This window comes from Pseudomonas sp. URMO17WK12:I12 (genome assembly GCF_000514395.1).
Taxonomy (GTDB): Bacteria; Pseudomonadota; Gammaproteobacteria; order Pseudomonadales; family Pseudomonadaceae; genus Aquipseudomonas; species Aquipseudomonas mucoides.
In genome coordinates, this window is record NZ_AZVV01000012.1 from 59,644 (window position 1) to 73,027 (window position 13,384).

General features: G+C 54.6%; 12 protein-coding genes. 10 read left to right on the forward strand and 2 right to left on the reverse strand.

Annotated features, from left to right (window positions below):
* Positions 1-6: 6 nt before the first annotated feature.
* The 6 genes from D882_RS0117510 (at position 7) to D882_RS0117535 (ending at position 6,305) form a co-directional block, all read left to right on the forward strand.
* Positions 7-525: a hypothetical protein gene (locus tag D882_RS0117510; RefSeq protein ID WP_027924424.1), complete on the forward strand. Its 519-nt coding sequence runs from the start codon at positions 7-9 to the stop codon at positions 523-525.
* A 5-nt stretch (positions 526-530) separates the two neighbouring features.
* A complete protein-coding gene (locus D882_RS0117515) occupies positions 531-1,898 on the forward strand; it encodes a PelD GGDEF domain-containing protein (RefSeq protein WP_027924425.1) in 1,368 nt (455 codons plus the stop codon).
* A complete protein-coding gene (locus D882_RS0117520; RefSeq protein WP_027924426.1) occupies positions 1,876-2,865 on the forward strand; it encodes a hypothetical protein in 990 nt (329 codons plus the stop codon). The genes D882_RS0117515 and D882_RS0117520 overlap by 23 nt, the downstream gene beginning before the upstream one ends.
* Entirely contained in the window at positions 2,862-4,376 is a 1,515-nt protein-coding gene (gene pelF, locus D882_RS0117525; protein ID WP_027924427.1) for a GT4 family glycosyltransferase PelF, read from the forward strand. The genes D882_RS0117520 and pelF overlap by 4 nt, the downstream gene beginning before the upstream one ends.
* Positions 4,377-5,747 carry an exopolysaccharide Pel transporter PelG gene (pelG, locus tag D882_RS0117530; RefSeq protein ID WP_027924428.1) on the forward strand — a complete coding sequence of 457 codons (1,371 nt, stop codon included), beginning with the start codon at positions 4,377-4,379 and terminating at the stop codon, positions 5,745-5,747.
* A gap of 135 nt (positions 5,748-5,882) precedes the next feature.
* Complete coding sequence (locus tag D882_RS0117535; protein WP_027924429.1) at positions 5,883-6,305, forward strand: organic hydroperoxide resistance protein; 423 nt, start codon at positions 5,883-5,885, stop codon at positions 6,303-6,305.
* A gap of 157 nt (positions 6,306-6,462) precedes the next feature.
* On the opposite strand, the gene D882_RS01000000131180 is transcribed toward D882_RS0117535, so the two are convergent.
* Both D882_RS01000000131180 and D882_RS0117545 read right to left on the reverse strand, forming a co-directional pair.
* Positions 6,463-6,666, reverse strand: coding sequence for a hypothetical protein (locus D882_RS01000000131180; protein ID WP_032833564.1), 204 nt, complete (start codon positions 6,664-6,666; stop codon positions 6,463-6,465).
* A 254-nt stretch (positions 6,667-6,920) separates the two neighbouring features.
* Positions 6,921-7,844 (reverse strand): hypothetical protein, encoded by a 924-nt coding sequence (locus D882_RS0117545; protein ID WP_027924430.1) that lies wholly within the window; start codon positions 7,842-7,844, stop codon positions 6,921-6,923.
* Positions 7,845-8,788: 944 nt separating this feature from the next.
* Between D882_RS0117545 and D882_RS0117550 the strand changes: the two genes are divergently transcribed.
* The 4 genes from D882_RS0117550 (at position 8,789) to D882_RS0117565 (ending at position 13,263) form a co-directional block, all read left to right on the forward strand.
* Positions 8,789-9,925: a polymorphic toxin type 44 domain-containing protein gene (locus tag D882_RS0117550; RefSeq protein ID WP_027924431.1), complete on the forward strand. Its 1,137-nt coding sequence runs from the start codon at positions 8,789-8,791 to the stop codon at positions 9,923-9,925.
* Positions 9,912-10,304 carry a hypothetical protein gene (locus tag D882_RS0117555; RefSeq protein WP_027924432.1) on the forward strand — a complete coding sequence of 131 codons (393 nt, stop codon included), beginning with the start codon at positions 9,912-9,914 and terminating at the stop codon, positions 10,302-10,304. Before D882_RS0117550 ends, D882_RS0117555 begins: the two co-directional genes overlap by 14 nt.
* Before the next feature lie 603 nt (positions 10,305-10,907).
* Positions 10,908-12,053 carry a nucleoid-associated protein gene (locus D882_RS0117560; RefSeq protein ID WP_256218418.1) on the forward strand — a complete coding sequence of 382 codons (1,146 nt, stop codon included), beginning with the start codon at positions 10,908-10,910 and terminating at the stop codon, positions 12,051-12,053.
* A complete protein-coding gene (locus D882_RS0117565; protein ID WP_256218419.1) occupies positions 12,040-13,263 on the forward strand; it encodes a hypothetical protein in 1,224 nt (407 codons plus the stop codon). The genes D882_RS0117560 and D882_RS0117565 overlap by 14 nt, the downstream gene beginning before the upstream one ends.
* The last annotated feature ends 121 nt before the right edge of the window (positions 13,264-13,384 follow it).

The following is a 13,384-nucleotide window of genomic DNA, read 5'->3' on the forward strand; positions in this document are numbered from 1 at the left end:
AAACTGATGCAAGCAATTCGTAATCTGAGCCTGGCTCTGGCAGTCCTGTTCGTCGCCGGTTGCGCCAGCTTCACCGGCGACACCAGCCCCAATCTGCCGCGTACTGCGAAGTGGGGCGTGGTGCCGATGGTCAACTATTCGCAGACCCCGCAGGCCGGCGAGCGCAGTGAGCAAATTCTGCTCAGCGTGCTCAGCAGCCACGGTCTGCAACCACGGGTTTACCCGGCCAGCACCCAGGGCGAACAAGCGCTGATGGACGACAACGAACGCCTGGCCGGCGCCCTCGATTGGGCCCGTGATCAGAAGCTCGATTACGTGGTCTCCGGCAGCGTTGAAGAGTGGCAGTACAAGAACGGTCTGGACGGCGAACCGGCGGTGGGCATCAGCCTGCGCGTGCTCGAAGCCAGCAGCGGTCGTGTGCTCTGGAGCAAAAGCGGTGCGCGCGCCGGTTGGTCCCGTGAAAGCCTCGCCGGCACCGCGCAAACGGTGCTCGACACACTTGTTGGCGCCCTTCGGTTCGAGTGAATGCAATGAATTCTCCTCACATGGATTACAGCCTCGCGCCGCGTGCCAGCGGCCCGGTGTCCTGGCTGGAAACGCTGTTGGTGACCGGCGGGGCCGTCGGCCTCGGCTTGTGGCTGACCCCGCAGGACCCGCTGCAAATGCACGCCGGTTTCCCCTGGCCGGTGTTGGCGCCATTGCTGCTCGGTGTGCGCTACGGTTTTGTGCGCGGCCTGGTCAGCGCCAGTCTGCTGGTGATGGCGATGTTCGCCCTGCGCTATGTCGGGCATGAAGGCTACGAGCAGCTCGATCCGTCGTTCATCGTCGGCGTGCTGGTCAGCGGCATGCTGGTGGGCGAGGTTCGCGATCTGTGGGAACGGCGCTTGCAGCGTCTGCAGATGGCCAACGATTACCGCCAGTACCGTCTCGACGAATTCACCCGCGCGCACCAGATTCTGCGGGTCTCCCACGACCTGCTGGAGCAGCGCGTGGCGGGCAGCGATCAGAGTTTGCGCAGCTCCTTGCTGGGCTTGCGCGACAAACTGCGAGTAATGCCGGAAGAAGGTGATGCACTGGCCGCGCTGGCCGACCCGATCGTGACCATGCTCGGTCAGTACGGCGCGTTGCGCGTGGCCGGTTTGTACCGCGTCGACGAGTGTGAAGAAAACGTCTTGCCCGAAGCCTTGGCGACCATCGGCATCATGGGGCCGTTGGGCACCGAAGACGGTCTGGTCAAGCTGTGCCTTGAGCGTGGCGAGCTGGTCAGCGTGCGTCAGGAATTGATCGATGCCGGCAGCTCGGCGCAGTTCTCGTCGTTGCAGGCGTGCATTCCGCTGATCGATGCCGAAGGTCGCTTGCTGGCGATTCTGGCGGTGCGGCAGATGCCGTTCTTCGCCTTCCAGGATCGTACGTTGAGCCTGTTGGCCTTGCTCGCCGGACACATCGCCGACCTGCTGCGCCGCGACCCGCAAGTGCTGCAACTGGCCGACGCCGATGCGCAGCACTTCACGCTGCAACTCAAGCGCTCGCTGGTGGATGTTGAGCAGCACAAGCTGGCGGCCGGCCTGTTTGCCTTTGAAATGACCCGTCCCAACGATGAGCTGGCGCGTTTGTTTGAGCGCAGCCAGCGCGGTCTCGATCTGCAATTGTCGCTGCGTAACGACCGCGATCATTCGTTGTTGCTGGTGCTGCTGCCATTGACCAGTCCGCAAGGCAGCGAAGGGTATCTGGCCCGAATCAACCTGTTGCTGCACGAGCACTTTGGTATCGAAAGCAGCCTGGAAAGCCTTGGCGTGCGTGTGTTGCCGTTCAACCTGGAGCCTGGCTGTGAACGCAACGGGCTGCGTAATTTCCTGTTCAACGAGTGTGGCCTGAATGATCAGCAAGTGGCTGTTTAGCGGAGCCTTGTTGTTAGAGGCGGGCAGTTGGGCCAGCTTGTGGCTCCCGGCGCCCGAGTTACGACAATTGCTGGTGTTCACCTTGAGCCATGGCCTGGCCTGCGTGATGTTGTGCGCGGCGGTGTGGTTGCTGTTGCCGGCGCGTTACCGCTCGCCGCTGCCGTGGAGCCCACTGTTCATCTTCAGCCTGGCGTTCTTTGTGCCGGTACTCGGGGCGGTCGGTGTGGTCGCGGCGATTTTCCCGGCGCTGTACCTGCCGCGCAAACGCGACAAGCAGGCATGGCAAGCGGTAGGCATTCCGAAGCTGCCGTATCGGGCGCAACTGCAATTGCACAAACCGGTATTTGCCGATGGCGGTTTGCAGGACGTGTTGCGTCATGCGCCCGATCCGGACCAGCGTCTGGCCGCGTTGCTGGCCACCCGACGCATGCCCGGCAAAGAAGCCGTGCCGATCCTGAAACTGGCGCTGGCCGACCCGAGCGACGACGTGCGCTTGCTGGCGTACTCGATGCTCGACAAGCAGGAAAGCGACATCAACCTGCACATCCAGATCGCCCTCGGCGAACTGCCCGACGCCAACACCAAAGCGGCGGGTGCGCTGCATGGCCGGTTGGCGCGCTGGTATTGGGAGCTGGCGTATCTGGGGCTGGCGCAAGGCAGTGTGCTGGATCACGTACTCAATCAAGCCAGCGAACATGCCGAACTGGGCCTGGAAGCAGGCGAGGGCGGTGAGTTGTTTCTGCTGGCCGGGCGCATCGCGCTGGAGCGTGGCGACATCGAGCGCGCTGAAGTGCTGCTCCGTCAGGCCCAGGAAAATGGCATGGGCGCAGCGCAGGTGCTGCCGTTCCATGCAGAACTGGCCTTCGAGGCCGGTCGTTATCATGAAATTCCCGGACTGCTCGCGCGGCTTCCCGAGGAAACCCGTCAGCGGCCACCGTTCGCTGCATTGGTCAGGAGCTGGACATGAGTCACAAGGAACAGGCACCTGTTGCCGACATCTGCCTGCTGCTCGAAGGCACCTGGCCTTACGTGCGCGGCGGCGTTTCCAGCTGGATTCACCAGATGATCCTCGGCCTGCCGGAATTGACCTTCTCGGTGATGTTCATCGGCGGGCAGCGTCAGGCGTATTCGGCGCGCCGCTATGACGTGCCGGCCAACGTGCTGCACATCGAAGAAGTGTTCCTCGAAGATGCCACGCATCCGACCAAGACGCTGGGCGATCCGCGCGAGGCTGACCAACAGCAACTTCAGGACTTGTATCGCTTCCTGCATCACCCGGACGCGCCTGACCTCGACATGGGCGAACGCTTGCTCGACTGCATCGCCCAGGGCCACATGACCCTCGACGATGTGCTGCGCAGCCGCGCCAGTTGGGAAACCCTGAGCGAAGGCTACCGCCAGCATTGCGCCGACCCGTCCTTCGTCAATTATTTCTGGACCCTGCGCTCGATGCAGTCGCCGTTGCTGATGCTCGCCGAAGCCGCACGACGGATGCCGAAAGCGCGGGTGCTGCATTCGATCTCTACCGGCTACGCGGGTTTTCTCGGGTGCATCCTCAAGCAACGCTGGAACTGCACCTATTTGCTCAGCGAGCACGGCATCTACACCAAGGAACGCAAGATCGACCTGGCCCAGGCCAGCTGGATCGCCGAGAGTTCCGGCCAGGCGCTGAACCGCAGCCTTGATGCCGGTTCGGGTTATATCCGCACCTTGTGGGTACGCTTCTTTGAACGCATCGGCCAGCTGACGTACAACAGCGCCGACAACATCATCGCGCTGTACGACGGCAACCGTCAGCGGCAGATCAAGGACGGCGCCATGGCGTCCCGCACCCAGGTGATTCCGAACGGTATCGACCTGCCGGTGTGGACCGCCGCGCTGGAATCCCGTGCCCACGGCATTGCGCCGGTCGTCGGCCTGATCGGCCGTGTGGTGCCGATCAAGGACGTCAAAACCTTTCTGCGGGCCATGCGCGGTGTGATCAGCGCCATGCCGCACGCCGAGGGCTGGATCGTCGGCCCGGAAGAGGAAGACCCGGAATACGTCAGCGAATGCCGCAGCCTGATGGCCAGCCTGGGCCTGGAGGGCAAGGTGCATTTCCTCGGCTTCCAGCGCATTCAGGAGATCTTGCCGAAACTCGGCCTGATGGTGCTGACCTCGATCAGCGAGGCGCAACCGCTGGTGATCCTTGAAGCCTGGGCCGCCGGTACGCCGGTGGTCAGCAGCGACGTCGGCTCGTGCCGTGAGTTGATCGAAGGCGGCAGCGCCGAAGACCGTGACCTTGGGCACGCCGGCAAAGTGGTGGCGATTGCCGACCCGCAAGCCACCAGCGCGGCGATCCTCGAACTGCTGCGCAGCCCGCAACGCTGGCAGGCCGCTCAGGCCAGTGGCTTGTTGCGGGTCACTCGTTACTACACCGAAGCCTTGATGCTGCAGCGTTATCGCGACTTGTATCAAGCTGCCATGGAGAACAGTTAAATGGCCGGGATTGGCTTCGAACTGCGAAAAATCCTTTCGCGTGATTCCTACACCGCGACGTTGCACGCCTACGTCTACGCAGGGCTGATCAGCTCCGGGCCGTGGGTGTTGTCGATCATCAGCGTGATGCTGGTGGGGATCATCAGTATCGGCTTGCTGCTGCCGAACGCCTTGGTCGGGCAGTTTCTGGTGACGGTGACGTACCTGATGGCCACCTCGCTGATCCTCACGGGCGGCCTGCAGTTGTTCTTCACCCGCTTCGTGTCCGACCGGTTGTTCGAGCACAAGTACGATCAGATCCTGCCCAACCTGTTGGGCGTGTTGTTGCTGGTCACCTTGGGCGCGGGGCTGCTGGGTATCATCGTACTGGGTCTGTTGTTCGACCAGCCGCTGATCTACCGCGTGTTGGTGTTGGCCAACTTTGTGGTGCTGTGCAACTTGTGGCTGGTGATCATCTTCCTCTCGGGGATGAAGGCCTATAACCGCATCTTGCTGGTGATGTTGGTGGGTTACACGCTGATGGTCGCGAGTGCTTACCTGCTGAGCTTTCTGCAGATGCCGGGCTTGCTGCTGGCGCTGTTGATCGGGCACAGCACGCTGCTATTCCTGTTCCTCTACGACATCCTGCGCGAGTACCGGGCCGAGAAACTCATCGCCTTCGATTTCCTCGCACGGCGCAACGTTTTCCTCAGCCTGCTGGCCACCGGTTTCTTCTACAACCTGGGCATCTGGATCGACAAATTCATGTTCTGGTTCAACCCCGGCACCTCCAACGCAATCGTTGGCCCGCTGCGCGCGTCGATCCTCTATGACTTGCCGATTTTCCTCGCGTACCTGGCGATCATCCCTGGCATGGCGGTGTTTCTGGTGCGCATCGAAACCGATTTTGCCGAGTGGTACGACCGTCTGTTCCGGGCAATCCGCGAAGGCGAAACCTTGCAGCACATCGGTCAGCTGAAAACCGAAATGACCTTGTCGATCCGCCAGGGCTTGCTGGAAATCTGCAAGGTCCAGGGCCTGACGGCGGTGCTGTTGTTCCTGTTCGCGCCGCGCTTGCTCGATTGGCTGGGTATCTCCAGTTACTACCTGCCGCTGTTCTACATCGACCTGATCGGCGTGAGCATTCAAGTGGTGTTCATGGCGTTGCTCAACGTGTTCTTCTATCTGGACAAACGCACCGTGGTGCTGGAACTGTGCGTGCTGTTCGCGGTGTTGAACGCGATGCTGACGCTGTTCAGCATGTACCTCGGCCCGAGCTTCTTCGGATACGGGTTTACGCTGTCGCTTCTGATCTGTGTATTGCTGGGCTTACACCGGCTGACCACGGCGCTGGAAGATCTGGAGTACGACACGTTCATGCTGTCGCGCTAACAGTTTTTCAGGCAAAAAAAAGGCACTGGCGATCATCGCTCAGTGCCTTTTTTTCATCCGACCAACGTCACCGATGCGCGGACGCTACGCTGCTAGGCTTGCCTACTCTGTCGCTTCCCTTCAGGAGTCACGGCCATGAGTACTGCACTGGAAACCGTTCTGTACACCGCAAAAACCCACACCGTCGGCGGCCGCACCGGCACCGGCAAGTCCAGCGATGGCGAACTCGACGTCACCTTCAGCTCCCCCGGCTCGGGCAAGCCCGGCACCAACCCGGAGCAACTGTTTGCGCTGGGCTATTCGGCGTGTTTTATCGGCGCGATCCAGGTGGCGGCGGGCAAGATGAAAATCAAATTGCCGGAAGACACGTCGGTGGATGCCGAGGTGGATCTGGGTAAAACCAGTGGTGGGGATTTTCAGTTGGCGGTCAGGTTGAACGTCAACATTCCCGGGCTGGAAGATGGGGTGAAGCGTGAGCTGGCCGAAGCTGCGCATCAGATGTGCCCGTATTCACGGATGACGCGGGGACATGTTTCGGTTGAGCTGAAAGTGGTGTAGATCCTGGCCTCACACCGGATTTGCTTTTTGTAGAAGTGAGCCTGCTCGCGATAGCCATCGTACATTCAAAAAGGAGGGTGACTGACACACGGCCGTCGCGAGCAGGCTCACGCCTACAAGGGGTCAGCGGTGTGGCGAAGATCTCGGGGTTCAGAGCCTAGTTCGAAGCCCCAACCCCAAACTTCAACCCACCCCAATTCCAGTCCTTCGACTGCTTCGTGTAACACCCCGGCTGATTGGCTGGCTCGGCATCACAGGCAATCCGCCCGTTCTTGCTGGTGTCGGTGGTGCGGTCGTTGTAGTACGCACAGCCGGACGTCAGGGAGAGGGTTAACACGACAATCAGTGTTTTGAATTTCATGGCGCCATCCTTGGGAGTAGGACGACAGCATAGGCCTGATTGTGTTGAACCCCGCGCAACCCGAGGAATGGGAGCTGCAACATACCAACCCCCAGATGCAACAAAACCCGCACTTGGCGGGTTTTGTTTTGCTTCGGATTTGGTGGGTCGGGGTCATTTGAACCTGTCTGTGATGTACCTGAAAACATTGATTGGTTCAGGTTGTTCAGTTTTAAGGGATACAGGCAGGGATACACCGCGCCGATTGCTGCGATTCACGTTAGTGCTTTTTTAGCCTGAATTAAGTATGCGAGATCATGGCCATTTTCGAATTCTTTGATAGCAAAGCGTCGTTTTGTTAGCTCAAGCGCCATGCTCCCTATCTCGATCAGAACGGCGGATCCAATACCGCTTAAAGGGCCGCCCATAATGGCTGCGGTTATGCCTGTCGCTGCAGCTGCCTGGAGGCTTTTTGCGTCAAGCAGCGCTGATATGGAGCCCACAGTGGCATCAAAACCTAAACGCTTACGAGCGGTGGTGTATTCCTCCACCCGACGGCAAATGTCATCAGAGATGAATGCAGTGGACTGGCCTGAGTAGTTTTTGTGCAAAAAGAGCCTGAGGTCTCTGAGTTTATTACGGGCAGCAGTGTCCTTGCGCAGCTCTAGGATCTGCTCCCAAGAAGCTTTTGAGGTATCTATCAGAGGTATTCCCGATAGCATCAGGGCAGTGCACGGATTGGAGTCAGCTGATTCTTCAGATGAGGGGAGTAGGACAGTTGAATACGTACGGCCCAAAGACTGACTAAATTTTCTGAATTCTTGCCTCACTGTCGAGGTGCTGCCGCAAGGTGCGTCATCAAGATAATATTGCTTTACGTCTTCATAGCTTCCTGCACTAGGGTAACCATCCCCTTTGGCGTTCCTTGCCGTTTGTATGGCATTGTCGAAGCTTTCCCATGCGTAAAGATACTGTCTGAATCGTGCCCACTTTTCAGATTTACTGGTTGGATTGTTGTTGAATACAAGGTCGATTAAAACGTTCCCTGGTATTTCTTCTGGAAGTTCAAACGTTGCGTTGTCACCGCCAGGTTCGAAGCTCACCGACTTGAACCCGACAGGGATCACGCTATCGAAATAGATCGCTGCAGTTTTGATATCGTCGAAACAAATCGCATTTTGTGAGGAAGCGTAGGACATGAAATTCGGCCTGGTTCATTTTGCTCGGTGCTGCAACCCAAGCATGGGGGCCTACTATATGTGTGTCGCCTTACCGAAGCCATCCACTACTGAAAGCGTGAAAGTCCCGGACTAACATCTTCCTGAAAATGTTGCCGGGGACCCTGAGAGGTCTCTCTTTACATGGGGTCGGAAACCCGCGAGATCTTGTTAGCGGTAATTTCCCCAGCTTACTGAAATTTCAACGTTGAAAATGAAAGGATCTTGAAGAAAAACGGGCATCGTTACCGCGTTGGTAAAGATGCCCGTTTGTGTTGCTGATAACGCACGCATGGCGTTCGTCAACCGAGTCAACTCCGTCAACCTGTCAACCAACTTCAAAAATCCAGCCGCTAACACGAACGCGCGGGTTCTCTGCCCCGTGTCCTTCAGAAATGCTCAGGGTCCGCCGCAACATCCCAATACCTTGTGCAATTGCACTGGTGAACCATAGTTCACCCGATTCACCTGTTCACTAAGCTATGCACTTTTCCGCTAACACGATCACGCGGGTTTCCAACCCCGTATGTGTCTCAAAGCCTCAGGGGCCCCGGCACCTGCTGGGATCTCATCGCTGGTGGAACGCGTTGCAAATGGGGAGAGGGGACAGACACCTCCCAAATGTGGTGTTACAGGTGTTGCAGGTGTTGCAGGTGTTGCAGGTGTTGCATTTGATCGTAACTAACTGTTTTAAAATATAAATATTATGTAACACCAGCTGGAGGCTCATCTTGCGCTTGGTGTAACACTGCGGAACGGTGTAACGGAATTTTAAGGTCCGCTGTTGGACAAAGCAGGTCGATGCAGAGGCTAAACTCAGACTTTTCTTACAGACTCGCCCCCACCCGATGCGCTAGTCTCTCAGAGACTATCCAACGCTTTTGACCTCCACGCTGAGGTTTTTCAGTTCACGACAAGGACGACGAATGACTCCCTCCGCTCGATTGGGTGACAAGCATGTCTGCCCTTTGCCCGGCCATGGCACTACCCCGATTGCCTCCGCCAGTGGCGACGTAAATATCAACTTTATGGGCTCCGCACGTGTTGGCGATACATGTGGTTGTGGCGCCGTAATCACCACGGGGTTCCCATCGATTCAAGTGAATGGCCGTCCTATGGCCCACCTCGGCAGTCCTACTAGCCATGGCGGAACCATCATCACCGGGTCAGGGGATGTAGGTGGCGGGTTTGTCATGGGCGATGCTGGCGGTGCAACCATCATCAACTTCATGGCACTGGGAGCGTTCCGCCCAGATGGCACCGTGGACGATGAAAAGATGGCGACCTTGCTCGCTGATCCAAATTTGAAAGAGAAGGCTCTGGCGGCGAATGCCTTGGTAGATCCGCAAGCCAGCACCAAAAAACCCGAAGCGAAGACAGAGCCGGAAGCACCTACTGCGTGCAACGACCCTGACATGATGGAGCAACTGGCCGATTACATCGCCAATGAGATGAACCGCAATATCAAAGACCCGGCAGTCTTGGAAATGAAAGAACTAAACAGCTTCGATCCTGAGGCGGAAACCAAGAAATTTATGGAGCTTCCGCTTTACCTGCGCCTAGGGCAAGACCCCCAGTTTTACAATATGGCACTTGGAAAAAAAACGAAGGCTTTCGCCATCTGGACGAAACAGGTGGGTCAGGGTCAGGATTGGGATCACAAGCCAAAATTGGCCAAACTGTTTGGTGCACCTTGGCACAAACAAGGGGCATATGATTTCTACTACGACATCTGGTCGAACATCCATTATGGGTATGTCGGCTTAGCCGGTGGACTCTCTGACAGCGTGCAATTGGACGGCGCTGGAGTTGAGCAAATAGGCTCAGACAGTTGGCGCTTCCTCAAGGACCCTAAGAGGTTTGATGGCCCACGAAGAACGGAAGGCGTCGAAGGGATGCGAGCATGGGACGATGCTCCTGATAGGGTGTCGATCATCCTCGGAATGGAACTCTACAAGGAGTATCCGAACGGCGGTGTCACTGCACAAATCATCATGGACAAAGTGTTGGCAGTGCCAATTGCTGACTGGGGTACAGGGGTTCAAAAACATGCCTGCAAGTGAAAAGCGACCACGACACATTGGGCGGTGGATAGGTCTGTTTCTCATTGGTGCTGTAGCGTGCTGGTACTTAGCTATACCGCGAGTTGTCGTTTTCTACTCAAAAGACGGTACCAAGAAAATTAGTTACGTCCTGAACACACAGCACACCATCGTTCGCGGTGAACTGCTGCCCGGAAAGACAATGGGTGATGTAGGACATATCTTTCCTGACGATGAGTTCTTCATGCGTCTCGACTGGTGGAATGCGAAGGGCCTGAACCGTTGCGTCAGCATTACACCCCAATGGCCGACTACAGAAATTCATATTGACCGTAACGGCGAGATTGACACCAGTGAAGGCAGTAACACTGATGGAGAGCGATTGAAAGTTTGTAAGTAGGGTTTAGCCAAGCCATAGAGGGCATAAATGTCCATAACAACGTGATAGATTTCTGGGAAATTCCCAAGCGAGAGCTACACGACCTGGCGCTCGTTATCACTGACCACCTTAAATGGGGTGGTAAAGCTGCACAAGGCGAGCAATTGCGGCCTGCTTGGCCGTTTTCGTTCCGTCGCGAGAGGCAGAAAGCGGTCATTAGTTGCCTGTGAGGCCTGGCCATGAACGGCAAAAGCGGTCATTGAGGATCTATACGCTCAGATGCGATTCACTCACCTGTGGTGCATTGATCAGTCGATAACTCCTTTCTCGAATTTCTAAATCCACACACCGGGGCAACTTACTCAAAGCTTGCAGCTTTAGTGACGTCGGTGGCTCATTTACGCGTCGAGTTCATGGTGAAGCCCCGGTCAAGAAGTGCTTTACTCCGATGGATAGCCGATGAGTGCACGAACAACCTGCGCGCTTTTCCTAAAAATAAATCCTTACCGCCAAAAACGATGCTGAAGCTTCTAGCAAGGCTGAAACCAGACGGCAGGTCGATACCTATACTGATCGAGCAGCGGAAGAGACTTACGAACGGTCACCTGTGTGGTGGCGTTTTGCTTGCCTGTAGCTGACCTTGATCGTAGTCTTTGTCTCCAGATCAAGGCGATCGTAATTCGCCAGACGCCTCAGAACCACGAAATTCAGCAGGGAGTTTTACTAGCGATGGAAATCAGAGAGTCGATAATTCACGGGGTTTTGAAGTCTAAAGAAACAAATGGTGCGGACTCTATTACTATGCGCCGCCGACCTGTTGTTTTGCCACTGGATGATCGACTGACTACGTTGTGTACAGACGTCCTAGTTCTTTATACAAAGCTGAGTAATGGCTATGGTACTTTTGGGCAGGGCGCTGCTCATCCATTCCCAATTATTATGCAGGACTATTCCAACGAAGACTCTGACATTATCGCATTTAGCAATACATCCTGTGATCTCATTGCCGACAGAATGAAAGACCAGTTCATGGCCACTACGAGCTGGCCTCTGTTTGTCCGGTACACTAACCAAGGAAGAGATTGGCTTTTAATTGCGATGCTTAAGCTCAAGGAGGGAGTGGGCATTGATGAGGAAACCCTCGACCTAAATAATTCCCTCTCATTCGATATTAGCCACCTACACGAAGCTGCACGCATTGATCTCGAAAAATGGCAGAGCAACCAGCAACCTTACTTATCTTTTATAAAACGCAGAGCCGGCGAGTCTGAAATCACTCAATATTTCAGAGCTGCCATATCTTGCACAGAATATACTGACGCAAAGCACAATACTGAAATTGCCGTGAAAGCTATGGAAGATTACTGCACTGCTCAAGGATGGGATGCGGATCGCTGCCAACTAACTCGAGACAGACTTTACAACTTTTGCAATGAGAGGAAACAAGAAGAAGCTCCGGTAAACCTGACGGCTCTCTCTGCGCACATAAACGAACAAGATCCTGAAAGTTTTGTACAGTACATCAGAGAAAACAATTACGAAGTAAGTGAGATTTTTTCTCCAAATCCTGCAACTTATAAGAAGCTCATGCGCGTAAGTCGCCGCTTTGGCTCTATTAGCGTGAGTTTTGATGTAAACGACCTACGCACCGAAACCGTTTATTACGACCCAGACGTCGACTCCATTATAATCAAACGCCCTCCAGTAGAGCTTGTCAGGGATATGAAGAAAGCTCTTGGGGAATTAGATGATGCCGATGAGCAGGCTTGAAATATCAGCAGAATCATTTAGAACTCTCAACGATAGAGAAGTATCGCGCGGGCGAGTAAGTGGCACAGCAATAGGCCCTAGCTTCTCTAAAATCACTGGAGACCTGGAGCAAGCTGGACTACTGATTTCGTCAAACCCAGAAACTGGCAGGGTAGTTTTCAGCGCCCTCTCTGCGGCTAACGAGTACTTTGCACAATCACTGACTGATCTCCTTGCCGGCGCATCCAGAAAAAAGAAGTGCCCGCAAGAGTTCTTTATTGCGGATCTAAATTATCTATTTAGCCCGACGGACATAGATCGACCTCCGGTGATTCAAGCCTATCTGGACACGGTATTACTTGTAGAATCCCTAAGCAAACTCGCAGAACACGGCACAGAACCGACGTCAACAAAACTCATATTTTTTCACAAAGAAAAAATTGAGCTCCATATAAACTATGATGCAGACAAAATAAAGCCAATCCAAGGCTTGCAAGATTTCATTGAACGTTATGTAACCGATGAAATTCATGCCGATCAAAAGAAAACCATCATAAAATCTGTTCTCCTTGAACTATCCAAGGAGTTCGAAGGCTGCACTTTGGATATAGGGCTCCTAAATGAAAAATTCGAAGAGTTCAAGCGGCGTGTATCGTCTGGATACCAACTCTATGTTTCCGAGTTTTCGTTTCAAAAAATAAAAGCAGAAATTGAAAAAAGCAAGTTTGAGTTCATAACAAAAATAAACAAAGTATTTTCTGATATTCAAAACCAGCTGCTTACCGTGCCCGCCGCACTAATCATTGCAGGAAGCCAGTTCGAGTCATCCGACCATGTAACGCTGAAAAATTTCTTAATTTTGTCTGGTGCCTTGGCCTTCACGATATTCATGCTTCTACTAATAATGAATCAGCGTAATACTCTGCAATCAATATATAATGAGATTGACAATGAATGGGGGCTGATCAAGAAAAAGCATAACGCCATCAAAGAACAGTTCGAAACTCAGTATAAGTCTCTAGAAACAAGATACAAGCATCAATACCTATTGCTTGAAGTTGTTGCGCTAATAGTGATCATGGCATGCATGGCAACTGCTCTTCTATTCAATTACAACTCCGCAAGCCAAGGGGTTTCCGTAGAGCTTGCTATGTTATTAGGTTTTTTTCTGATTATGTACATGGCAAGCAGAGCTTACACCGTTTTTTCAAAGATACTATTTCCCAGTTAGGAGTACGCAGTAACGGCTGAGACGATAAAGACTTTGGTAAGTCCCACTCGCTCAAAATTTTCATGCGCCCTAACGAGGGATTAGCCACTATTGCATTGTGCGCAAAGTTCGCTATTATTTA